The following is a 20,410-nucleotide window of genomic DNA, read 5'->3' as shown; positions in this document are numbered from 1 at the left end:
CCTCCTCAAAGCTGGGTGGGGCGGATATTGTCGACGCGGACGGTGCCGTCGACGACCCCGCGCGGACCGTCGACCGAATAGGACGGGTTCGTCTCGTCGATGACGGTGTAGAGCTTCTCGTTGCGGAAGGCGCTCGACGACGTCGTGGAATTGCCGTCGCCGGGAAGCGCATCGATTTCAGTGAAATCCAGCTCCGCTTCCGCCGCCACGACACGCGCGTCGCCGCTGGAGCGGGCGCGCACCACGACTTCACCCTGGTTGGGCGCGTTGTCCCAGTTGGTGTCGGAAGCCGCCGCGACCGGGACGAGCCGGTAGAGCTTCAGCTGCTCGACATCGGAATAATCCGCAACCGGTGCTTCCCTATCCTGCCGCGGTGCGTTTTCGTCGAAGCCGGCCGACCAATCCGCATCCGGCGCCGGCGTTCCGGGCGGCGTGCGATGCGCCGTCGCATCGTCGCTGCCGGTGATGACGCGCGGCTTGGCGCTTACAACGCCGTCATTGGTGCCGCCCGCCTGCGAAACGGCAAACTGCGGAACGGCATCGGCCTCGACCGTCGTCCTGCGCCCTGTCTGCGCGGACACCACATTGCCGGAACCGGCAACGGGCACCACGGGAACCGCCGGCTCATCCTTTTCCTGATAACCCGCTTTGCGGCGGCCTTCGTCATGCAGCGCCTGACTGCCGGAAACCTCGCCGGCGAGTTGCTTGAAATAACCGGATATCTTGTGCATCACGCTCATGGTCTTTCCTCACAATCTGGTTTCGAGACGCGCCATCGCCGCCTTGAGGATCGCGCGCAGTTCGTCATCGGCGATCTGCTGGGCGGCGAAGGCCGGATCGGGGTCGCTGCCCGGATCCTCCTCGTGGTCGATGACCGTTTCATTGTCGCGCGCCATGGCGACAAGCGCCTCGCGCGCCGCGGGAATGGCGGCCATGACGGAGATGAGTTCCACCAGCAGGCGCCTGTGTGCGTTGATCCTGCCTTCCAGATGAATCGTGTCGTCAATGGCCATTGTTGCCTCCTGCCTGAACGGCTAACGGAAGCCCTGCACGAATGTTCCGACCGGTGAACGTCTTCCCCCTGCGGCGAAAAAACTGGCTTTCGGAACAGGCAATCTGTTATAAGGGGCGTTCGAATGTTTCAGACGGTTCCGGGGATTCCTCTCCGGAGACCGTTTTCTTTTGCGTTCACGCGGGTCGAAATCCGCGTGGTGCACTCTGAAGGACGGGATAAAAATGGTTGAAAAGGTGCCGATGACTCAGGGCGGTTTCGTCAAGCTGCAGGAGGAACTGCGCTGGCGTCAGCAGGAAGAGCGTCCGCGAATCATTGAAGCGATTGCCGAGGCGCGCGCCCATGGCGACCTGTCGGAAAACGCCGAGTACCACGCGGCCAAGGAAGCCCAGAGCCACAATGAAGGCCGCATCACGGAGCTGGAGGATTTCGTCGCCCGCGCCGAGGTCATCGACCTCTCCAAGATGTCCGGCGACAAGATCAAGTTCGGCGCACGGGTGAAGCTCGTCGACGAGGATACCGAGGAGGAAAAGGTCTACCAGATCGTCGGCGACCAGGAAGCCGATGTGAAGCAGGGCCGCATTTCCATCTCCTCGCCCATCGCCCGCGCCCTCATCGGCAAGGAAGTCGGCGACTCGATCGAGGTGAACGCTCCAGGCGGCGCCAAGGCCTACGAAATCCTCGCCGTGACCTGGGGCTGAACCCTCCCTCCATGGCATACATAAAGGACATGCAGGACGTCGAGGTCATCGCGCCGAACTTCAAGCGGCGGCTGTCCGGCGTGACGTCCACGATCATCCAGCTTGTCCCCGTACAGAACCGGCTCGGCCAGAAGGTTTCCACCCTCGGGCCTGGCTTGCCCGCCAGCCTGCCGTCGATGCGCTGGCGCCACCTTCTTTCCCTCTGGAAGGCGCCGGCGCAGAAGCCGTTCCGTGTCTGGCACGCCCGGCGCAATCTCGAAATGCTGCCGGGCATTCTGATGCGCGATCTGTTGCGCATGAAGCTCAGGCTGGTCTTCACTTCCGCCTCGCAGCGTGCCCACAGCGGCTGGACCCGTTTCCTCGTCTCGAAGATGGATGCGGTCGTCGCGACCAGTGAAAAGACGGCGTCCTATCTGCGTGTCCCCAATACCGTCGTCCTGCACGGCATCGATATCGCCCGTTTCTCGCCGCCGGCCGACAAGGCCGCGGCAAAGAAGGCCTGCGGACTGGATGGAAGCCGGAAATTCGTCGGCTGCTTCGGCCGCGTGCGCCACCAGAAGGGCACCGACCTCTTCGTCGATGCGATGATCGCGCTGCTGCCGCAACGGCCAGCCTGGTCGGCCATCGTCGCGGGCCGGACCACGCCGCAGCACGCCGCCTTCGAGGCGGAACTGAAGCGCAAGGTCGAGAATGCCGGCCTGTCCGACCGCATCCTCTTCATCGGCGAGCACACCAATATCAATGACTGGTACCGGGCGCTGGATCTGTTCATCGCGCCACAGCGATGGGAAGGGTTCGGCCTCACCCCGCTCGAGGCGATGGCAAGCGGCGTTCCCGTCGTCGCGACGGATGTGGGGGCCTTCAGCGAGCAGATCGTGCGCGGCGCGGACGAGACCGGCACGCTCATCGCCGCAAATGATCTGTCGGCGATGACCTCGGCGGCTGCGGCCCTGATGGACGACGATGCCCGCCGTGAGGCCGCCGGCGAACGGGCACGACACCATGTCGCGACCCATTTTGCGATCGAGAACGAAGCCCGGCGGCTGGGCGAAGTCTATGCCCGCGCGATCGGGCGTTGAGCGGGCTTAAAGCGCAACCAGTCCGACCTTCTTGACCTGGCGGATCGTCAGCATGGTGCGCACCGTATCGACCTGCGCATTCGCGGTCAGTTCCTCGATGACGAAATCCTGGAAGCGGGTGAGGTTTTCCGCCACGCAATGCAGCAGGTAATCGCTGTCGCCGGACACCATCCAGGCCTGCCGCACCATCGGCCATTCGCCGGTGGCCGCCGCGAAGGCCTTGAGATTGGCTTCCGACTGGTGCTTGAGCCCGACCATGCAGAAGGCGACGAGATCGTAGCCGAGCGCCGGCGCGTTCAGGAGCGCCGTATAGCCCTCGATGATGCCTGCCTCCTCCAGCTTGCGCACGCGGCGCAGGCAGGGTGGCGCGGAAATGCCGGCGCGCGCGGCAAGCTCCACATTGGTCATCCGGCCATCCGCCTGAAGCTCCTTCAGGATACGGATGTCGATGGCATCGAGTTCGGCACGAAACATGGAAATTTACAGACCTTTCGGGAGGGCGACCGGAAGTGATCCGAATCGGCGCAACAGCGCAACATTGTTACTGCAAGAGGCACAAATATGTCACGGGGGTCCGCTTGCTTGTTGGCAACGGCCCGCGCGCACTTGAAACTCGCGGCAGTCCCCTCATAAATGAGAGCTGAACATCGATAATGCTGGCCTTGGCCTGCGCGACGACGCCGCGCGGCGGGCCGATTGGGGCAGAACGCCCCGGAAGGAACGACCATGTCCGCCGCCTCCGCGAATTCGCGCCACGTCAAGGTGCTGATCATCGGCTCCGGCCCCGCCGGCTACACCGCCGCCATCTACACGGCCCGCGCCATGCTGGAACCCGTGCTGATCGCCGGCATGGAACAGGGCGGCCAGCTGATGATCACCACGGATGTGGAAAACTATCCGGGCTATGCCGATCCGGTGCAGGGCCCGTGGATGATGGAGCAGATGCTCAAGCAGGCGAGCCATGTCGGCGCCGAGATCGTCAACGACCTCGTGACCAATGTCGACCTCGACGTGCGCCCCTTCCGCATCTCCACCGACAGCGGCACCCAATGGACCGCCGACGCGCTGATCATCGCCACCGGCGCCAAGGCCAAGTGGCTGGGCATCGAGACCGAACACAAGTTCATGGGCTTCGGCGTTTCTGCCTGCGCGACCTGCGACGGCTTCTTCTACCGCAACAAGGACGTCATCGTCGTGGGCGGCGGCAACTCGGCCGTGGAAGAAGCGCTCTACCTCGCCAACCTCGCAAAAACCGTGACCGTCGTGCACCGCCGCGACACCTTCCGGGCCGAGCGCATCCTGCAGGAGCGCCTCTTCGCCAAGGAGAACGTCAGGATCGTCTGGGACCACGAGGTTCTGGAATATCTCGGCGCGGACCCCAAGCCGCCGATGCCGGCCTCCGTCAACGGCGTGCGCCTGCGCAACGTCAAGACGGGCGACATCAGTGACATGGCGACCGACGGTGTCTTCGTGGCGATCGGCCATGCGCCGGCCGTCGAACTCTTCAAGGGCAAGCTGCGCCTGAAGCCGAACGGCTACCTGTGGACCGCACCCGATTCCACGGCGACGGACGTGCCGGGCGTTTTTGCCGCAGGCGACGTCACCGACGACATCTATCGCCAGGCCGTGACGGCCGCCGGGATGGGCTGCATGGCCGCCCTGGAAACCGAAAAGTACCTTGCAGGTCATATGCCTGTCGCAATTGCGGCCGAGTAGAAGCCGCCAACCAAGGGAGGCGGGCACCACCCGACCTCCCACGTGGGAACAGTTGAATCAGCGACCGAGCGGGAGACGTCGTCTGCCCGCAGGAGGGACTTATGGGGGATAGAATGCCGCTCGATTGGGACAAGCTGCGGATATTTCACGCCGCGGCCGAGGCCGGCTCGTTCACGCATGCGGCGGACAAGCTGCACCTGTCTCAATCGGCCATCAGCCGGCAGGTCAGTGCGCTGGAGCAGGATGTCGGCATCAAGCTGTTCCACCGCCATGCGCGCGGGCTGATCCTCACCGAGCAGGGCGAAATCCTCTATCGCACCGCGCACGACGTGCTGATGAAGCTCGAAGGCGTGCGCGTCCAGCTGACGGAAAACACCGAAAAGCCGAGCGGCAAGCTGCGCATCACCACGACCGTCGGCCTCGGTCAGGGCTGGCTGACCGACAAGGTGCAGGAATTCCTCGCGCTCTATCCCGACATGCAGGTCCAGCTCATCCTCGACAACGAGGAGCTGGACGTGAACATGCGCCACGCCGACTGCGCCATCCGCCTGCGCGAACCGCAGCAGTCGGATCTCATCCAGCGGCGGCTCTTCACGGTGCACATGCATATCTATGCCGCGCCGTCCTACATCAACCGCTACGGCGAACCGCAGTCGATCGACGACCTCGACAATCACAGGATCATCACCTTCGGCGAGCCGGCACCCAACTACCTGCTCGACGTCAACTGGCTGGAGATCGCCGGGCGTGATTCGGACAATCCCCGCCCCTCCATCCTGCAAATCAACAGCCAGACCTCGATCAAGCGCGCCTGCCTGCTGGGTATAGGCGTCGCAATGCTTCCCGATTACATCGTCGGACGCGACCCGGGGCTGCTTCAGCTTCCGCTGAGCGCGGATATTCCCTCCTTCGACACCTATTTCTGCTATCCAAGTGAAATGAAAAACTCGGCGAAACTCAAGGTTTTCAGGGATTTCATCGTCGCCAAGGCGCGCAACTGGAACTTCTGAGCAAGACCTGCGCCTCATGCATGGCTGGCATGCACATAAAATGGTTGCCGCTTGCTCAAAAAACCATCATATCGCGCCCAGCTGATGCATTTCGGTGGCTTTTTCCTCCCAGTGCCACCGCACCAGCTGTTCCCCTCTGGAGGTTTTATTACCTTCAAAACTATAAAGGGCCCAAGTTGATCTTGTGGCCCTCTTTTTTTGCCTTTCATTAACCAAGTTGGAATTTCCAAGTTTCTCGCAAAACTTGGCACGCGTTTGCCTTGAAGAAACGCAAGCGCTGCCCCATATTCATCTCAGCCAACGCACTTGCGGTCTTTCTCCTCCCAGTACCGCGCGCTGGCTGTTCCCCTCTGGAGGTTCTTGACCTTCAAACTTTGCAGGGCCCAGGCTTATGCTTGTGGCCCTCTTTTTTTGCCCTGCCCCTCGTCCTGCCCCTTGTATCGCGCAAACACGATCCCAATATCGGATAAAAGCGATATACACCGATCGGACGCAACAGGCATGACCGCCCCCGAAACCGACACAGACGAGATCCTGAAGGCGCTTGCCCATCCCACGCGGCTGGAGATCCTTGCCTGGCTGAAGGAGCCGCAGGCCTATTTCGCCGGTCAGGAGCATCCGCTGGATTTCGGCGTCTGCGCCGGACAGATCGAAAAGCGCTGCGATCTTTCGCAATCCACCGTTTCCGCCCATCTCGCCACATTGCAGCGCGCCGGTCTCGTGACGACGCGCAAGGTCGGCCAGTGGGTGTTCTTCAGACGCGACGAAGACAAGATCGCGGCGTTTCTCCACCACATCAACAGCACTCTCGAGCCGGCATCCAGCCAGAAAAAGGATACTCCATGACCTCGCTCTTCGACCCTATCAAGATCGGCGACATCCAGCTTGCCAACCGTATCGTCATGGCGCCGCTGACGCGCAACCGCTCTCCGGGCGCGGTGCCGAACACGCTCAACGCCGCCTATTACGAGCAGCGCGCATCGGCAGGCCTCATCATCACCGAAGGCACGCCGATCAGCCAGCAGGGCCAGGGTTATGCCGACGTGCCGGGCCTCTACACGCCGGAAGCGCTTGCCGGCTGGCGCCAGGTCACGGATGCCGTGCACAAGTCCGGCGGCAAGATCGTCGTGCAAATGTGGCATGTCGGTCGCGTCTCCCATGACAGCCTGCAGCCGAACGGCGGCAAGCCGGTCGCCCCCTCCGCCATCCAGGCCAAGTCGAAGACCTACCTCATCAATGCCGACGGCAGCGGCTCCTTCGCCGAGACATCCGAGCCCCGGGCGCTTGCCCACGAAGAGATCGCCGGCATCGTGGAAGACTACCGCCGCGCCGCCCGCGCCTCGATCGAAGCCGGCTTCGACGGCGTCGAGATCCACGCCGCCAACGGCTACCTGATCGATCAGTTCCTGCGCTCGGGCAGCAACCAGCGCGATGACGACTACGGCGGCTCGATCGAAAACCGTGCCCGCTTCCTCTTCGAGGTGGTCGATGCCATCGCCTCCGAAATCGGCGCCGGGCGCACCGCCATCCGCATCTCGCCGGTGACGCCCGCCAACGACGTCTTCGATCCGGCGCCGCAGACGCTCTTCACCCATGTCGTCGAAGGGCTCGCGCGCCACGGCCTCGCCTATATCCACGTCATCGAGGGGGCCACGGGCGGTCCGCGCGATTTCCAGCAGGGTGACGCCCCGTTCGATTACGACGCGCTGCGCGCCGCCTACCGGGCCGCGGGCGGCACGGCGGCCTGGATGGTCAACAACGGCTATAACCGCGAAATGGCCATCGATGCGATCGAGGAGGGCAAGGCAGACCTCGTCGCTTTCGGCAAGCTCTTCATCTCCAACCCCGACCTTGTGACGCGCCTGAGGAACGACACGGTTCTCAACGCGCCGGACAAGGATACCTTCTACGGTGGCGGCGCGAAGGGCTACACCGACTATCCGGCGCTGGAAAACGTCGCCTGACCGGTTGAGGCCATAACTGGAGGGCCAACGTCCTCTGGCCCGTCATTCACCCACGAGAAAACGCCCGCGTCGCAGCACGCGGGCGTTTTCTTTTTGCGCGGCACGGCTACATCTACCCTTGGATCATCTGCCACGGAGCCGTCCGCCCATGCTTTCCAGCCTCACCAAGGAACGTTTCCTCTTTGCCGGCCTCGCCGCGGCGGTCCTTGCCTATGCGACGGAACACAGCCTGCTGGAGATGGGACGTCCGGCGATGCTGGCGGCGGCCTTCGCGCTGATCGCGGTCATCGTGCTGGTCTCCACCCGCGTGGCCCATCACGCCGAAATCCTCGCCTCGAAGGTGGGCGATCCCTACGGCACGATGATCCTGACGCTGTCGGCGGTTCTGGTGGAGGTGGTGATCCTCGCCATCATGATGCAGGGCGAGACCTCCCCCACGCTCGTGCGCGACACGATCTACGCCGCCGTGATGCTCGACATCAACGGCATTCTCGGGCTTGCCGCCCTGCTCGGCGGCATCCGCCACGGCGAGCAACCCTATAATGACGATTCCGGCAAGACCTACGGCGTGATGATCCTGACGGCCATGGGCATCTCCATGGTGGTGCCGGAATTCGTGCCGCGCGAAAGCTGGCACCTCTATTCCCTCTTCACCATCGGCGCGATGATCACGCTCTATGCCGTGTTCCTGCGCATGCAGGTGGGCGCGCACAGTTACTTCTTCAGCTATGCCTATCCGCGCGCCGAGCGGAAGGAGCACCCCGAAAGCGGCCCGCTGGAGGAAGAGGAATCCGCGACCGTCTCCATCCTCGTCATCATCGCGGGCGTGGTGCTGATCGGCGCCATGGCGGAAGTGATGTCCGTGCTGCTCGGCGCCGGGCTCAAGGGCACCGGCGCGCCGCCGGCGCTGATGGCGGTGATCGTCGCCGCGATTTCGGCCGCGCCGGAAATCCTGACGGCGCTGCGCGCGGCGCTGGCCAATCGCATGCAGTCCGTCGTCAACATCGCCATGGGCGCCTCGCTGTCGACGGTCATCCTCACGGTGCCCGTGATGGAGGCCATCGCGCTCTATACCGGCCAGCCCTTCATCATGGCGATGTCGCCGGTCCAGACGGTGATGGTGACCATCACGCTCATCGCCGCCGCCATCAACCTCAACGATGGAGAGACGAACGCCATCGAGGGGATGACGCATTTCATCCTCTTCGCCACCTTCGTCATGCTGACGCTGATCGGGCTATGAAAAGGGGCAGCAACAATGGGAACCCTGGACATGACGCCGTTGCCTCCCCACCACCCGTCATCCTCGGGTCAAGCCCGAGGATGACGGAGGATAGGTTGACGGCCTTGGAGGCTTACTTGCAGGCTGCGCAGAAGCGCTGGATGCGCTTGCCGGCTTCCTCGAGCAGGGCTTCCGAGGTCGCGTAGGAGATGCGGAAGTTCGGGCCGAGGCCGAAGGCCGAACCGTGCACGACGGCGACGCCTTCCGCTTCCAGCAGCTCGGACACGAAGTCTTCGTCCGTCTCGATGACCTTGCCCGACGGCGCGGTCTTGCCGATCAGACCCTTGCAGGACGGATAGACATAGAAGGCGCCTTCCGGCGAGGGGCACTCGATGCCCGTGGCCTGGTTGAGCATGGAGACGATGAGATCGCGGCGGCCTTCGAAGATCTTCTTGTTCTCGGGAATGAAGTCCTGCGTGCCGTTCAGCGCCTCGACAGCCGCCCACTGTGCAATCGAGCACGCGCCGGAGGTCTGCTGGCCCTGGATCATGTCCATGGCCTTGATGAGGTTGAGCGGGCCGGCAGCATAGCCGATACGCCAGCCGGTCATCGCATAGGCCTTCGAGACGCCGTTCATGGTGAGCGTGCGGTCATAAAGGCCGGGCTCGACCTCGACCGGGGTGGCGAACTTGAAGTCGCCATAGGTCAGGTGCTCGTACATGTCGTCGGTCAGCACCCAGACATGCGGGTGGCGCATCAGCACGTCGGTCAGCGCCTTCAGCTCGTCGTGGCTATAGGCGGCGCCCGACGGGTTGGACGGCGAGTTGAAGATGAACCACTTGGTCTTGGGCGTGATCGCCTTTTCCAGGTCTTCCGCCTTCAGCTTGAACTTGTTTTCCTGCGTCGTCGCGACGAAGACCGGCGTGCCGCCGCAAAGCGACACCATTTCCGGGTAGGAAACCCAGTAAGGTGTTGGGATAACGACTTCATCGCCCGCATTCATGGTGGCCATGAAGGCGTTGAAAAGAATCTGCTTTCCACCGGTGCCGACGATCGTCTGCGCGGCGGTGTAGTCGAGGTTGTTTTCCCGCTTGAACTTCTTTGCGATGGCGTCGCGCAGTTCCGGGATGCCGGAAACCGGCGTGTACTTCGTCTCGCCGCGGTTGATCGCGTCGATGGCGGCCTGCTTGATATTGTCAGGCGTGTCGAAATCCGGCTCGCCTGCGCCAAGCCCGATGACATCGCGGCCTTTCGCTTTCAGCTCGCGCGCTTTCTGGGAAACGGCGATGGTGGCGGAGGGCTTCACACGGGAAAGGGCGTCGGCAAGAAAGGCCATGATGGAGATGTCCTCATCGGGTTCAAAGACGGCTTGACGCCATGGACCCGGAGCGCCGGGCTCCATAGCGGTTAGGTCTATGTCGAAACTGCGCCGGTCTTGCAAGCACGCGATCAAAAAAAAGCAGGAAAACCGGGCTTCCGCGTAAAATTTCATGCACCTCATCACAAAAGCGAATGGATCGCCCGCAAGCGGGAAAGCGCAAACACCAAAAGGTTGAGGCGACGGAAAAGGATGAGATTTTGACGCGAAGTATTAAGCAGGCCTTAACGGATTGGCCCTATCCTCCGCCGGTCGATGGCCCTCCTGTTGATGGTGCTGTGCATGGGCGAAAGAAGCATCTTCACCAATCTCGTGCGGCAGGCCGACGGTGCTTACAGCGCCGTCTACGGCCCTTATCTCCTGCAATCGGCGCTCCAGCCGATCTTCCGCGAACATCCGGACGGGCGGCTGCAGATCGCGGCCTTCAAGGGGCTGATCCGCGCCAGCGCCGGCGGCACGCCGACGTCTCCCGGAGAATTCTTCCAGGGCGTGCCGGAGGAGGAGCGCACCGCCGTCGACGGTCTGTGCCGCAGCCTTCACATTCTCAATGCCGGCCTGATCGGCCGGCGTGACGCCGCCCTCATCATGAGCGTCCATTCCGGGCTCTATCGCGCGCCGCACGCCATGCGCCAGGAGGTGGAGTGGCTGCGGCTTGCCGCCCATGAGGCGGGCATCGCACCCGAACGGATCGCCTGCGAGATCCGCCAGCTGCCTGGCGACGATGCCGAGGCCCTTGCGCTTTTTGCCGACCGGCTGCACGAGGCCGGTTTCTCCATCGCCATCGACGAATATACCGGCGATGACCGTGATCTTGCCCGCCTTGAGCGCCTGAAGCCGCAATTCGTGGCCTTCGACACGTCATGGCTCCACGAATTTGCGGAAAACTCCGCCGGCCTGGCGCTCCTGCGCGTCATGATAAGCCAGTTCGCCGACAGGAACATCGAGGTCATCGTCGGCGGCATCGAGACGCCGGAGACCATGGCGCTCTGCCGCGAGATGGGCGACCCGCTGATGCAGGGTTTCCTGCTTGCCCGGCCGGAGCTGGCCCCGACGCACTTCAACACGACCTTCCCTGATATCGGCGAGGAGCGCCCCGCGGCGGACCAGCCCGCCGCCATTTCCGACGCCGTCATGCCCGTTGAAAACCGTATCGCAAGACCCGTGCGGCACTTCGGCAGAAGGGGTGTCTAAGACGGCGCAGACAGTTCTTCTATTCGCCTGAAGCATTTGGAAACGTGACATTTTTACCATGCCTTTTTTCCGCCACAATAAATGTCGGGCCTTGCCGCAATTCGGTCCTTGTCGCGCCGATTTCGGCAGGCCTTTTGGACGCCGTTCAAGGAAAAAGCAAAGACAGGGGACAACCATGTTTCTGGATGAAGACAAGCCGGCCAAGTCGCCAAAGCTTCGCGAATCGCGCGCCATGTTCCTCATCGCCATGACGGCGCTGGCCGCGTGCGTGCTCATGGTGGTCAGCCTGATGTCGCCGCCCGCCGTCGCCCTCGACACGATCAAGACCTCGGGCATCGGCAATGCAGCGTCCCAGCAGGTCCAGCCCGCGCAAAAGTGACACGCCGGCTGCCGCCGCTCTTGCAAGCCGCACGGCTCTGGGTCAGGTAACGGCGAGACGCGGGAGATGGCTATGCAGGCACGGCAGGGACGCAGGATAGGCATATGGGGTGGGGCGGCCTTCGCCATTGTGGTCACGCTGCCCTTGTCTCTCGCGCCGGCCTCGGCCGAGCCTCGCATCATTCCCAGCAAGAAGGCGCCGCTCGCCGTCGAAACCATCGCAAGCGGCCTCAATCATCCCTGGTCCGTCGAAGTGCTGCCGGACGGCAGCTATCTGGTTTCCGAAAAGGGCGGCGCGCTGCGGCGGGTGCAGTCCGGCAAGATTTCCCCTCCCATATCCGGCGTGCCGGACGTGGCGACGAACGGCCAGGGCGGGTTGCTCGATATTGCCCTTGCGCGCGATTTCGAGACCAGCCGCATTCTCTTCCTTACCTATAGCGCGCGCGGCGATGGCGGCACCGGCACCGCGGTCGCCCGGGCGCGGCTGTCGGAAGACGCGACCCGGCTCGAAGGCACGACCCGCATTTTCCAGATGAGCCGCCTGACGACGCGCGGCCAGCATTTCGGCTCGCGCATCGCGGTTGCCGGCGACGGCAGCCTCTTCTTCGGCATCGGAGACCGCGGCGAAGGCGAACGCGCCCAGGATCCGCGTGACCATGCCGGCGCCATCCTGCATATCAATCCCGATGGCACACCCCACGCGGACAATCCCTTCCTCGGAAGCTCGGACGGGCTGGCGGAAATCTGGTCGAAGGGCCACCGCAACCCGCAGGGCATCGCCATCGATCCCAGGGACGGCACGCTGCTGACCGCCGAACACGGTGCGCGCGGCGGCGACGAGATCAACAATCCGCGGCCCGGATACAATTATGGCTGGCCGCGCGTCTCCTACGGCCGGCACTATTCCGGCGCGGAATTCGAGCTCGGCTCGACGGCCAACGGCTACGAGCCTCCCCTCTATTACTGGGACCCCTCCATCGCACCCGGCGCCATCGCCGTCTATCGCGGCGCGATGTTCCCCGAATGGGACGGCAACCTGATCGTCGCCGCCCTCGCCTATCAGCTGGTTGCCCGGCTGGAGCGCGACGAAAACGGCGCGATCCTCTCGGAGGAGCGCATGTTCGGCGGGGAGTTCGGCCGCATCCGCGATGTCGTCGTCGCACCGGATGGAGCCCTTCTCCTTCTGACCGACGAGGATGACGGAGCCCTGCTGCGCGTGTCACGAGCCGCAGCCACGGACTGAACCACCACCCTTGCCCAAAAAACGGGCGCCTGCTAGCAGGATGAAGGGCGCCTTCCGCGCCGGTTACCTCCATCAGGGTGGAATGACATGACGCGCGTTCAGGCGAACCTTCTCCTGTTGCTGGCCGGCGCCATCTGGGGCGCGGGCTTCATCGCCCAGTCGACCGCGATGCAGACGCTGGGGCCGATCTGGTTCATCGGCCTGCGCTTTGCGGTGGCAACCCTCGTCGCCCTGCCTTTCGCCCGATGGGAACAGATGCGCGCCGAAACCCCCGTCAGCCGCAGGGACATGGCCGGTTTCGTGCTGACGGGCCTTGCGCTTTTCGCCGCCGCCAGCTCCCAGCAGGTCGGCCTGCTGACGACGACGGTCACCAATTCCGGCTTCCTCACCGGGCTCTATGTGGTCTTCACGCCCATTCTCACCGTGCTGATACTGCGCCGCCGGCCGCACTGGGTCATCTGGCCGGCCGCCGTCATGGCGTCCGTCGGCATCTTCCTGTTGTCGGGAGGCACCCTTGCGGCATTGACGGTCGGCGACATGCTGACCATCCTGTGTGCGGTTCTCTGGTCGGTCCAGATGATCTGCGTGGGCGTTTTCGCCGGGCGCTCCGGGCGGCCGCTGGCGCTATCGCTCGTCCAGTTCGCCATCTGCGGGGCGCTGGGCTGCGCCGTCGGTGCGCTGTTCGAGCCCATCAGCCTCGCCGCCATCACGGGCGCGCTGCCGGAAATCCTCTATGCCGGCCTGTTCTCCAGCGGCCTCGCCTTCATCGTGCAGAACATTGCCCAGCGCTACACGACCGCGCCGCAGGCGGCGATCTTCCTGTCCAGCGAGGCGCTCTTCGCGGCGCTCTTCGGCGTCCTGTTGCTCGGCGAGACCATCAGCACGGCCGGTTATATTGGCTGCGGCATCATCTTCCTCGCCATGCTTGCTGTGGAACTGGTGCCGGAACTTCTGCGCGACCGTCGCCGGGACATGCCCGCCGAAGTATGAGGCGGCGGTTTCCCGCAGCCGCACAATATAGATTTGGCCGGGAACCTGCCCCATCATGGAAGGCGGCGACTTTTTCGGCAATCGCCCGCAATTTGACCAAAGTGAGGCATGTCAAATGCCCGCCAAAACTTTTGCTTGCCAATTTGCCACAAACACATCAATCTTCCTTTGTTCGGGCAATTTGCGGACACGGGAAGACCTTTAATAAAAGCGCGCCGGAGACGCGAAATAATTCCGGGCAGTCAACATCTGGATGATCCCAGGGTCATATGGTTGGCTGGCTGCGGTGAAAACAGGACCCTTTCCTCAACCTCGAGAACTGCCTGCCTAACGCCCTTCGGGGCAAAACTGACGTTCTGCCCGCCGCCAATATACGGGCAGAGAGAAAAGGACCTGACGCATGGCCGAAACTGGCATTGTAAAATTCTTCAACACTGAGAAGGGCTTTGGTTTCATCAAGCCCGACAATGGTGGTGCGGATATTTTCGTACACATCTCTGCTGTACAGGCTTCCGGCCTGAACGGCCTTTCCGAAAACCAGAAGGTAAGCTTCGACACGGAACCTGATCGCCGCGGCAAAGGCCCGAAGGCGGTCAACCTCGAGATTGCCGGCTGAACCGGTTATTTCAGGATTTTTGAGTTGGAGCCCGGCAGTGATGCCGGGTTTTTTCGTTCAGCCTGCGTTCAGCCAAAATCGTCTAGTTTGGTATTGTCATCGACCGGCAAAAGCCGGCGTCCAAAGGAACGATGCCATGAAGAACACAATGAAGGCCCTGGTCCTGTCCGTTGCCGTCGCCGCGACGGCGCTGACCGCAACTGCCGGCGTTTCCCAGGCGCGCGACCGCGACGGCTACTGGCGCGACGGCGGCTATCGTGAACACCGCCGCCACCGTGACCGCGACGCCCTCATCGGCGGCGCGCTCGGTCTTGCCACCGGCGTCATCATCGGCGGCGCGATCGCCTCCCAGCCCCGCTACGACGAACCGCGTTACATCGAGCGCCGCTATGTCGAGCCGGAATACTATCCGGAACCCGAGCGCCGCGTGATCTACCGTCCGGCCCCGAGCTACGAGCCCTGGACCCGGTCCTGGTACGATTACTGCGCACGCCGCTATCGCTCGTTCGACCCGCAGAGCGGCACCTTCGTCGGCTATGACGGCCGCGAGCATTTCTGCACCGCGGGCTGACATCACGCACATGAAGAAAAACGGGCGCCTGACGGCGCCCGTTTTCGTTTCAGAGCCCGCGCAGGAACGGGTTGGTCCGTCGTTCCTCGCCGATACGGCCGCCCGGTCCGTGTCCGCACAGGAACCCGACGTCGTCTCCGAGCGGGAGCACCTTGTCGCGGATCGACTGGAGCAGCTGCTCATGGTTGCCGCCCGGCAGGTCCGTCCGGCCGATCGATCCTTGGAACAGCACGTCGCCGAGATGGGCGAAGCCCTGCTTGCGGTTGAAGTAGATGACGTGTCCCGGCGCATGGCCGGGTGTGTGGGACACCTCGAATTCGTGTTCCCCGAGGGAAACGGTGTCGCCGTCTTCCAGCCAGCGGTCGGGAACGACGTTCGAGACCTTCATTTCCACACCGAAGCGCTGCGCCTGCGTCTCCAGCGCCTGCAGCAACGGCAGGTCGTCCTTGTGCGGGCCGATGATGTCGAGGCCGAGCGCTTCCTTGAGTTCCTTCGCACCGCCCGCATGGTCGATATGGCCATGCGTCAGCCAGATCGCCGTCAACGTGATGCCGTTCTCCTCGACCGTTCGCAGAATGGCATCGACATCGCCGCCCGGATCGACGACGACGCCCTGCTTGGTCTCCGTATCGAACAGGATGGTGCAGTTTTGCTGAAAGGGGGTGACGGGAATGATGCCCGCCTGAAGCATGCCCATGGGGTCCTCGCTTGGTTGCCGCTTGTCCCACCTATAGCTGGAAGGGGCGCTTCACACCAAGCGGGACGTCAGCGCAGGCTTGCCATTTCTTCGGCGGGGCCGGCGACGGGCGAAAGCGAGACGGTCGAGAGCAGAACCGTGGCGACGACGATATTGAGCATGGCATAAAGGAAAACCACCGGCCGCAGCCCCCGGGCAACCGTATCCTGCGGCGTCGTTGTCTTGGAAAGCATTGTCCGTCTCCTTGATTGTGCTCAGGAAATAGCCGTGCGGCATCTTTGTTCCACCGTCTTTTACGACGATGCGCAAAACGTGTCTGTTCCTGCGGATACAGGGGATCTTCCCTGCACCTGCCGGCGAATGCGCCATGCAGCTCACACGGATAAATTGACAGGCCGCAAAATTGGCCGCACCTTTCGACTGCCGAGTCTATCGGCGCGGGGCGCGTCCCGAGGGGGCTGCGGTCCGAGGGCAACCTGTCCGCCTGGGGTAACCCTCGGCGGACGATCAGGAGGGGAATTCCATGGAAGCATTGATGCCCATTATCACGCAGCTCATTGCCGGCGCCGTCGGAGGTAACGTCGCCGGTGCGGCCCTGAAGCAGGCGGCCGTCAGCGTTATCGTTCGCACCATTGTCGGCGCCATCGGCGGCGTCGGCGGCGGCATGCTGCTGCAGTTGCTCGGCGGCGAAGCAGGTCTGAGCGGCCTGGTCGCCAACGGTATCGGCGGCCTGGCCGGGGGTGGCGTGCTCACCGCGATCGTCGGCGCGGTTCTCGGCAAGAAAGCGGCCTGAGCGCAGAACAGAAAACGGCGGCCCGCAGGGGCCGCCGACTTGCATGCGATGACTGGCTGAAAGATCACTCGGCAGCCGCAGCGACCGGATAGACTTCCTTCATATAGTCGTTCATCAGCGTTTCGCAGATCGTGCCAGGCGTGAAGCGATACGGGCCGATTTCGGAAACCGGCGTCACTTCGGCGGCCGAACCGGTCAGGAAGCATTCGGAGAAGTCCGACAGCTCTTCCGGCATGATCGCCCTCTCGACGACCTGATAGCCCCGGCGCTTGGCCAGTCCGATGACCGTGCGGCGCGTGATGCCGTCGAGGAAGCAGTCCGGTGTCGGCGTGTGGATGACGCCATCCTTGACGAAGAAGATATTGGCGCCGGTCGCCTCGGCCACCTGGCCGCGATAATCCAGCATCATCGCATCCGCATAGCCCTTGGCCTCGGCGGCATGCTTGGAGATGGTGCAGATCATGTAGAGGCCGGCCGCCTTCGACTTCGACGGCGCGGTCCGCGGGTCGGGACGGCGGTACTCGGCGATGTCCAGACGGATGCCCTTCAGCTTTTCGGCCGGATTGAAATAGCTGCCCCACTGCCAGATGGCGATGGCGACGTTGATGCGGTTGTTCTGCGCCGAAACGCCCATCATTTCCGATCCGCGCCAGGCGATCGGGCGGACATAGGCCTCGGAGAAACCCTGGCGCTTCAGGAGTTCCACGCTTGCGGCATCGAGCTCCTCGACGGAATAGGGAATCTTGAAGCCGAGAATTTCGGCGGAGGCGTGCAGGCGCTGGTTATGTTCGGTCAGCTTGAAGATGCGCCCGCCATAGGCGCGCTCGCCCTCGAACACGGCGCTTGCATAGTGCAGGCCATGCGTCAGCACATGGATCTTTGCATCCTTCCAGTCGACGAACTCACCGTTGAACCAGATTTGTCCATCCAGTTGATCGAAGGGAACTGCCATCGTGTCATCCTCCGGCGCTCTCACGCCATTCTTTCTGTTGATTGTTTCGCCAATTGCGGTCTAACCAGAAACGGCGGGATTACCTGAGTGGAAAGGTAGTCCAGATTGAGAATCGGGCAAACACCGCGCAACGGTGCCCCGGGACCGCAAAAACGATGGGAACCCTTAGCAATCGCGGAAAAATATGTCAACAAAGCTGACATATCTTGCCGAATATTACGCAAGGGTGAGGCGACATGAAAGGAAATGACACCGTGGCCCGACAGATGCCGGACAAAGACGGCAAGAACGAGCTGCACGAGGACGCGATGACCGGCGACGGCCGCATCGACATGGAGATCATCGAGGGTCTGTTCTTCGCCTATCGCGACTTCGTTTCCGATCCCGACGCCATTCTCGAGAAGAGCGGCTTCGGGCGCGCCCATCACCGCGTCGTGCACTTCGTCAACCGCGAGCCCGGCATGACCGTCGCCGATCTCCTCGACACGCTGAAGATCACCAAGCAGAGCCTGGCCCGCGTCTTGAAGCAGCTCGTGGATTCCGGCTATATCCACCAGGTGGCAGGCCCCGAGGACCGCCGCCAGCGCAAGCTCTACCCCACCCGCACCGGGCGGGAACTGGCGCTGGCACTGGCCGAGCCGCAATCCCGCCGCATCGCCCGTGCATTCGAGAAAATGGGGCCGGACGATCGGCGCACCGTAATCCGGTTCCTCGCCGGCATGCAGAATGCCAAGAGCGACTGACCGGTTTCAGGAGATTGAAGACGATGACGGCTGCCGGCGCGCCTTCCGACGATGCTTCCCACCTTCTCGTCGTCGATGACGACACCCGCATCCGCGACCTTCTCGGCCGCTACCTCGTGGAGCAGGGTTTCCGCGTCACCGTGGCGGCAGATGCCGACGAGGCGCGACGCAAGCTGCGCGGCCTCGACTTCGACCTCATCATCATGGACGTGATGATGCCCGGCGAAAGCGGCCTGTCGCTCACCAAGAGCCTGCGGGAGATCCGGCCCGTGCCGATCCTCATGCTGACGGCGCTCGCCGAATCCCGCGCGCGCATCGAGGGTCTGGAAGCCGGCGCGGACGACTACCTGTCCAAACCCTTCGAGCCGCGCGAACTCGTGCTGCGCATCAACAACATCCTCAAGCGCAATGCGGCCCCCGCCGGGCCGAAGATCGAGCAGGTCATGTTCGGCCCCTACACCTTCTCCATCGTGCGCAAGGAACTGAAGCGCGGCGGCGACCCCATCCGCCTCACCGACCGCGAGCAGGACATCATGCTGCTCTTTGCCCAGCGTGCCGGCGAAACGATCCCGCGCCACGAGCTGATCGGCGAGGAGACGGAGGTGGGCGAGCGCACCATCGACGTGCAGATCAACCGCCTGCGCCGCAAGATCGAGGAGGACCCGTCCAATCCGGTCTGGCTCCAGACCGTGCGCGGCATCGGCTATCGCCTGAGCGTGGAGCAGGGTTGACCGTGCGCGGTCCGTCGGGGAGTGTGGCCACATGACCCTGTTTTCGGCTTTCCGGCGGGATATCGAGCGTGCGCCGTCCGCCGGCTGGAAGCGCTTCACGCGCTGGCTGCGCCACCAGATGCCGACCGGCCTCTACGCCCGCTCGCTGCTCATCATCATCCTGCCGATGGTGCTTCTCCAAGCGGTCGTCGCCTTCGTGTTCATGGAACGCCACTGGCAGCTCGTCACGCAGCGCCTCTCCATGGCCGTCACCCGCGACATTGCCGCGATCATCGACCTGATCGAGACCTATCCGCAGGACGACGACTATGCCGAGATCACCCGCATCGCCCGCGAGCGACTGGAGCTGATCATCTCCGTCGAGCAGGGCACGACGCTGCCGCCGCCGCGCAGCAAGCCCTTCTTCAACATCCTCGACGAGATCCTGAGCGAAGAGATCGTCCGCCAGATCCGGCGCCCGTTCTGGATCGACACGGTGGGCGAAAGCAAGGTCGTCGAGATCCGCATCCTGCTCGACAACAAGATACTGCGCGTCTATGCGCGGCGAAACCAGGCCTACGCGTCGAACACCCATATCTTTCTTCTCTGGATGGTCGGGGCGTCGCTGGTGCTGATCCTCATCTCCATCCTCTTCCTGCGCGGCCAGATCCGTCCCATCCTCGCCCTGGCGCAGGCGGCCGAAAGCTTCGGCAAGGGGCAGAGGATGCCGGAGAGTTTCGCGCCGCGCGGCGCCGACGAAGTGCGCCGCGCCGGCCTCGCCTTCATTCTCATGCGCGAACGCATCGAGCGCCAGATCGAACAGCGCACCGCCATGCTGACGGGCGTCAGCCACGACCTGCGCACGATCCTCACGCGCTTCAAGCTGCAGCTGGCACTCGCCGGCGACAAACCCGAGCTTCAGGGCATGGGCAAGGATGTCGAGGACATGCAGACCATGCTGGAAGGCTACCTCTCCTTCGCGCGCGGCGACGCGGAGGAGGATGTCGGCAAATTGCGCCTCTCCGACCTCATAGATCGGCTATCGCTCGAAGCGGAACTGCACGAGCGGGCCTTCTCCAGCGCGATCGACGGCGACGACGAGATCATGGTGCGGCCCAATGCCTTCACGCGCCTCGTCGGCAACGTCGTTTCCAACGCGCTGCGCTATGCGAAGACCGTGCATGTCGAGGCGCGCCATCGCGCCAAATGGCTGACCATCACCGTCGACGACGATGGCCCCGGCATTCCGGAAAACGTCCGCGAGGACGTGTTCAAACCGTTCTTCCGCCTCGATGAGGCCCGCAACCTCGATGCCTCCGGCACCGGTCTCGGCCTTGCCATCGCGCTCGATATCGCCCGCAGCCACGGCGGCAATGTCACGCTCTCGGATAGCCCGTTGGGCGGGCTGCGCGTGACGATCCGCGTTCCCGTTTGACAGGAAGAC

Annotated in this window: 24 protein-coding genes; 17 read left to right on the top strand and 7 right to left on the bottom strand. The window is 63.4% G+C overall.

Annotated features, from left to right (window positions below; translation table 11 throughout):
• Positions 1-5: 5 nt before the first annotated feature.
• A complete protein-coding gene (locus B5M41_RS27005; protein WP_134647268.1) occupies positions 6-323 on the bottom strand; it encodes a hypothetical protein in 318 nt (105 codons plus the stop codon).
• Between the two features lie 426 nt (positions 324-749).
• Positions 750-1,013 carry a hypothetical protein gene (locus B5M41_RS06770; RefSeq protein WP_134647115.1) on the bottom strand — a complete coding sequence of 88 codons (264 nt, stop codon included), beginning with the start codon at positions 1,011-1,013 and terminating at the stop codon, positions 750-752.
• 223 nt (positions 1,014-1,236) lie between these two features.
• On the opposite strand from B5M41_RS06770, the gene greA reads away from it, so the two are divergent.
• On the top strand, positions 1,237-1,713 hold the full coding sequence (gene greA, locus B5M41_RS06765) for a transcription elongation factor GreA (protein ID WP_134647113.1): 477 nt from the start codon (positions 1,237-1,239) through the stop codon (positions 1,711-1,713).
• Between the two features lie 11 nt (positions 1,714-1,724).
• Positions 1,725-2,792 carry a glycosyltransferase family 4 protein gene (locus B5M41_RS06760; protein ID WP_268998284.1) on the top strand — a complete coding sequence of 356 codons (1,068 nt, stop codon included), beginning with the start codon at positions 1,725-1,727 and terminating at the stop codon, positions 2,790-2,792.
• A 6-nt stretch (positions 2,793-2,798) separates the two neighbouring features.
• Here the strand turns inward: B5M41_RS06760 and B5M41_RS06755 are convergent, their stop codons facing one another.
• The gene (locus B5M41_RS06755; RefSeq protein WP_134647111.1) at positions 2,799-3,266 is read right to left on the bottom strand and encodes an Lrp/AsnC family transcriptional regulator; all 468 of its coding nucleotides are present in this window, start codon (positions 3,264-3,266) and stop codon (positions 2,799-2,801) included.
• 252 nt (positions 3,267-3,518) lie between these two features.
• Between B5M41_RS06755 and trxB the strand changes: the two genes are divergently transcribed.
• The 5 genes from trxB (at position 3,519) to B5M41_RS06730 (ending at position 8,725) form a co-directional block, all read left to right on the top strand.
• A complete protein-coding gene (trxB, locus tag B5M41_RS06750; protein WP_134647109.1) occupies positions 3,519-4,508 on the top strand; it encodes a thioredoxin-disulfide reductase in 990 nt (329 codons plus the stop codon).
• A 113-nt stretch (positions 4,509-4,621) separates the two neighbouring features.
• Positions 4,622-5,518: a LysR family transcriptional regulator VtlR gene (locus B5M41_RS06745; protein WP_134647264.1), complete on the top strand. Its 897-nt coding sequence runs from the start codon at positions 4,622-4,624 to the stop codon at positions 5,516-5,518.
• A gap of 501 nt (positions 5,519-6,019) precedes the next feature.
• Entirely contained in the window at positions 6,020-6,364 is a 345-nt protein-coding gene (locus B5M41_RS06740; RefSeq protein ID WP_134647107.1) for an ArsR/SmtB family transcription factor, read from the top strand.
• Complete coding sequence (locus B5M41_RS06735) at positions 6,361-7,482, top strand: alkene reductase (protein WP_134647105.1); 1,122 nt, start codon at positions 6,361-6,363, stop codon at positions 7,480-7,482. The genes B5M41_RS06740 and B5M41_RS06735 overlap by 4 nt, the downstream gene beginning before the upstream one ends.
• Before the next feature lie 148 nt (positions 7,483-7,630).
• Positions 7,631-8,725, top strand: a complete 1,095-nt coding sequence (locus B5M41_RS06730) for a calcium:cation antiporter (RefSeq protein WP_134647103.1) — start codon at positions 7,631-7,633, stop codon at positions 8,723-8,725.
• Positions 8,726-8,837: 112 nt separating this feature from the next.
• On the opposite strand, the gene B5M41_RS06725 is transcribed toward B5M41_RS06730, so the two are convergent.
• A complete protein-coding gene (locus tag B5M41_RS06725; protein ID WP_134647101.1) occupies positions 8,838-10,040 on the bottom strand; it encodes a pyridoxal phosphate-dependent aminotransferase in 1,203 nt (400 codons plus the stop codon).
• A 324-nt stretch (positions 10,041-10,364) separates the two neighbouring features.
• On the opposite strand from B5M41_RS06725, the gene B5M41_RS06720 reads away from it, so the two are divergent.
• The 6 genes from B5M41_RS06720 (at position 10,365) to B5M41_RS06695 (ending at position 15,071) form a co-directional block, all read left to right on the top strand.
• Positions 10,365-11,273, top strand: a complete 909-nt coding sequence (locus B5M41_RS06720) for an EAL domain-containing protein (RefSeq protein ID WP_167718819.1) — start codon at positions 10,365-10,367, stop codon at positions 11,271-11,273.
• A gap of 175 nt (positions 11,274-11,448) precedes the next feature.
• On the top strand, positions 11,449-11,652 hold the full coding sequence (locus B5M41_RS06715; protein ID WP_134647098.1) for a hypothetical protein: 204 nt from the start codon (positions 11,449-11,451) through the stop codon (positions 11,650-11,652).
• Between the two features lie 72 nt (positions 11,653-11,724).
• Complete coding sequence (locus B5M41_RS06710) at positions 11,725-12,894, top strand: PQQ-dependent sugar dehydrogenase (RefSeq protein WP_230640005.1); 1,170 nt, start codon at positions 11,725-11,727, stop codon at positions 12,892-12,894.
• Between the two features lie 87 nt (positions 12,895-12,981).
• Positions 12,982-13,884 (top strand): DMT family transporter, encoded by a 903-nt coding sequence (locus B5M41_RS06705; protein ID WP_134647094.1) that lies wholly within the window; start codon positions 12,982-12,984, stop codon positions 13,882-13,884.
• A gap of 400 nt (positions 13,885-14,284) precedes the next feature.
• A complete protein-coding gene (locus B5M41_RS06700; protein ID WP_134647092.1) occupies positions 14,285-14,500 on the top strand; it encodes a cold-shock protein in 216 nt (71 codons plus the stop codon).
• A 136-nt stretch (positions 14,501-14,636) separates the two neighbouring features.
• Entirely contained in the window at positions 14,637-15,071 is a 435-nt protein-coding gene (locus B5M41_RS06695) for a BA14K family protein (RefSeq protein ID WP_134647090.1), read from the top strand.
• Between the two features lie 49 nt (positions 15,072-15,120).
• On the opposite strand, the gene B5M41_RS06690 is transcribed toward B5M41_RS06695, so the two are convergent.
• The gene (locus B5M41_RS06690; RefSeq protein ID WP_134647262.1) at positions 15,121-15,762 is read right to left on the bottom strand and encodes an MBL fold metallo-hydrolase; all 642 of its coding nucleotides are present in this window, start codon (positions 15,760-15,762) and stop codon (positions 15,121-15,123) included.
• Between the two features lie 74 nt (positions 15,763-15,836).
• On the bottom strand, positions 15,837-16,001 hold the full coding sequence (locus B5M41_RS06685) for a hypothetical protein (protein ID WP_160869681.1): 165 nt from the start codon (positions 15,999-16,001) through the stop codon (positions 15,837-15,839).
• Between the two features lie 290 nt (positions 16,002-16,291).
• Here B5M41_RS06685 and B5M41_RS06680 point away from each other — a divergent pair, with 290 nt between their 5' ends.
• A complete protein-coding gene (locus tag B5M41_RS06680; protein ID WP_134647088.1) occupies positions 16,292-16,561 on the top strand; it encodes a hypothetical protein in 270 nt (89 codons plus the stop codon).
• A 64-nt stretch (positions 16,562-16,625) separates the two neighbouring features.
• On the opposite strand, the gene B5M41_RS06675 is transcribed toward B5M41_RS06680, so the two are convergent.
• Entirely contained in the window at positions 16,626-17,513 is an 888-nt protein-coding gene (locus tag B5M41_RS06675; RefSeq protein ID WP_134647085.1) for a branched-chain amino acid aminotransferase, read from the bottom strand.
• Positions 17,514-17,767: 254 nt separating this feature from the next.
• Here B5M41_RS06675 and B5M41_RS06670 point away from each other — a divergent pair, with 254 nt between their 5' ends.
• From B5M41_RS06670 to B5M41_RS06660, 3 genes are read left to right on the top strand one after another with little or no spacing between them, the layout of a single operon-like run.
• The gene (locus B5M41_RS06670) at positions 17,768-18,256 is read left to right on the top strand and encodes a MarR family winged helix-turn-helix transcriptional regulator (RefSeq protein WP_134647260.1); all 489 of its coding nucleotides are present in this window, start codon (positions 17,768-17,770) and stop codon (positions 18,254-18,256) included.
• A gap of 23 nt (positions 18,257-18,279) precedes the next feature.
• Positions 18,280-18,987, top strand: a complete 708-nt coding sequence (locus tag B5M41_RS06665; RefSeq protein WP_134647083.1) for a response regulator — start codon at positions 18,280-18,282, stop codon at positions 18,985-18,987.
• Positions 18,988-19,018: 31 nt separating this feature from the next.
• Entirely contained in the window at positions 19,019-20,401 is a 1,383-nt protein-coding gene (locus tag B5M41_RS06660; RefSeq protein ID WP_134647081.1) for an ATP-binding protein, read from the top strand.
• Positions 20,402-20,410: the final 9 nt, after the last annotated feature.

Source organism: Shinella sumterensis (genome assembly GCF_004514425.2).
Lineage (GTDB): Bacteria > Pseudomonadota > Alphaproteobacteria > Rhizobiales > Rhizobiaceae > Shinella > Shinella sumterensis.
The sequence above is the reverse complement of the archived record's forward strand: the minus strand, read 5'-3'. Positions and strand labels throughout refer to the sequence as shown.

What these genes read in the sequence shown, in the direction of transcription:
- B5M41_RS06770 (WP_134647115.1), bottom strand. Translation starts at nt 1,013, where the DNA reads ATGGCCATTGACGACACGATTCATCTGGAAGGCAGGATCAACGCACAC.
- greA (WP_134647113.1), top strand. Translation starts at nt 1,237, where the DNA reads ATGGTTGAAAAGGTGCCGATGACTCAGGGCGGTTTCGTCAAGCTGCAG.
- B5M41_RS06760 (WP_268998284.1), top strand. Translation starts at nt 1,725, where the DNA reads ATGGCATACATAAAGGACATGCAGGACGTCGAGGTCATCGCGCCGAAC.
- B5M41_RS06755 (WP_134647111.1), bottom strand. Translation starts at nt 3,266, where the DNA reads ATGTTTCGTGCCGAACTCGATGCCATCGACATCCGTATCCTGAAGGAG.
- trxB (WP_134647109.1), top strand. Translation starts at nt 3,519, where the DNA reads ATGTCCGCCGCCTCCGCGAATTCGCGCCACGTCAAGGTGCTGATCATC.
- B5M41_RS06745 (WP_134647264.1), top strand. Translation starts at nt 4,622, where the DNA reads ATGCCGCTCGATTGGGACAAGCTGCGGATATTTCACGCCGCGGCCGAG.
- B5M41_RS06740 (WP_134647107.1), top strand. Translation starts at nt 6,020, where the DNA reads ATGACCGCCCCCGAAACCGACACAGACGAGATCCTGAAGGCGCTTGCC.
- B5M41_RS06735 (WP_134647105.1), top strand. Translation starts at nt 6,361, where the DNA reads ATGACCTCGCTCTTCGACCCTATCAAGATCGGCGACATCCAGCTTGCC.
- B5M41_RS06730 (WP_134647103.1), top strand. Translation starts at nt 7,631, where the DNA reads ATGCTTTCCAGCCTCACCAAGGAACGTTTCCTCTTTGCCGGCCTCGCC.
- B5M41_RS06725 (WP_134647101.1), bottom strand. Translation starts at nt 10,040, where the DNA reads ATGGCCTTTCTTGCCGACGCCCTTTCCCGTGTGAAGCCCTCCGCCACC.
- B5M41_RS06720 (WP_167718819.1), top strand. Translation starts at nt 10,365, where the DNA reads ATGGGCGAAAGAAGCATCTTCACCAATCTCGTGCGGCAGGCCGACGGT.
- B5M41_RS06715 (WP_134647098.1), top strand. Translation starts at nt 11,449, where the DNA reads ATGTTTCTGGATGAAGACAAGCCGGCCAAGTCGCCAAAGCTTCGCGAA.
- B5M41_RS06710 (WP_230640005.1), top strand. Translation starts at nt 11,725, where the DNA reads ATGCAGGCACGGCAGGGACGCAGGATAGGCATATGGGGTGGGGCGGCC.
- B5M41_RS06705 (WP_134647094.1), top strand. Translation starts at nt 12,982, where the DNA reads ATGACGCGCGTTCAGGCGAACCTTCTCCTGTTGCTGGCCGGCGCCATC.
- B5M41_RS06700 (WP_134647092.1), top strand. Translation starts at nt 14,285, where the DNA reads ATGGCCGAAACTGGCATTGTAAAATTCTTCAACACTGAGAAGGGCTTT.
- B5M41_RS06695 (WP_134647090.1), top strand. Translation starts at nt 14,637, where the DNA reads ATGAAGAACACAATGAAGGCCCTGGTCCTGTCCGTTGCCGTCGCCGCG.
- B5M41_RS06690 (WP_134647262.1), bottom strand. Translation starts at nt 15,762, where the DNA reads ATGCTTCAGGCGGGCATCATTCCCGTCACCCCCTTTCAGCAAAACTGC.
- B5M41_RS06685 (WP_160869681.1), bottom strand. Translation starts at nt 16,001, where the DNA reads ATGCTTTCCAAGACAACGACGCCGCAGGATACGGTTGCCCGGGGGCTG.
- B5M41_RS06680 (WP_134647088.1), top strand. Translation starts at nt 16,292, where the DNA reads ATGGAAGCATTGATGCCCATTATCACGCAGCTCATTGCCGGCGCCGTC.
- B5M41_RS06675 (WP_134647085.1), bottom strand. Translation starts at nt 17,513, where the DNA reads ATGGCAGTTCCCTTCGATCAACTGGATGGACAAATCTGGTTCAACGGT.
- B5M41_RS06665 (WP_134647083.1), top strand. Translation starts at nt 18,280, where the DNA reads ATGACGGCTGCCGGCGCGCCTTCCGACGATGCTTCCCACCTTCTCGTC.
- B5M41_RS06660 (WP_134647081.1), top strand. Translation starts at nt 19,019, where the DNA reads ATGACCCTGTTTTCGGCTTTCCGGCGGGATATCGAGCGTGCGCCGTCC.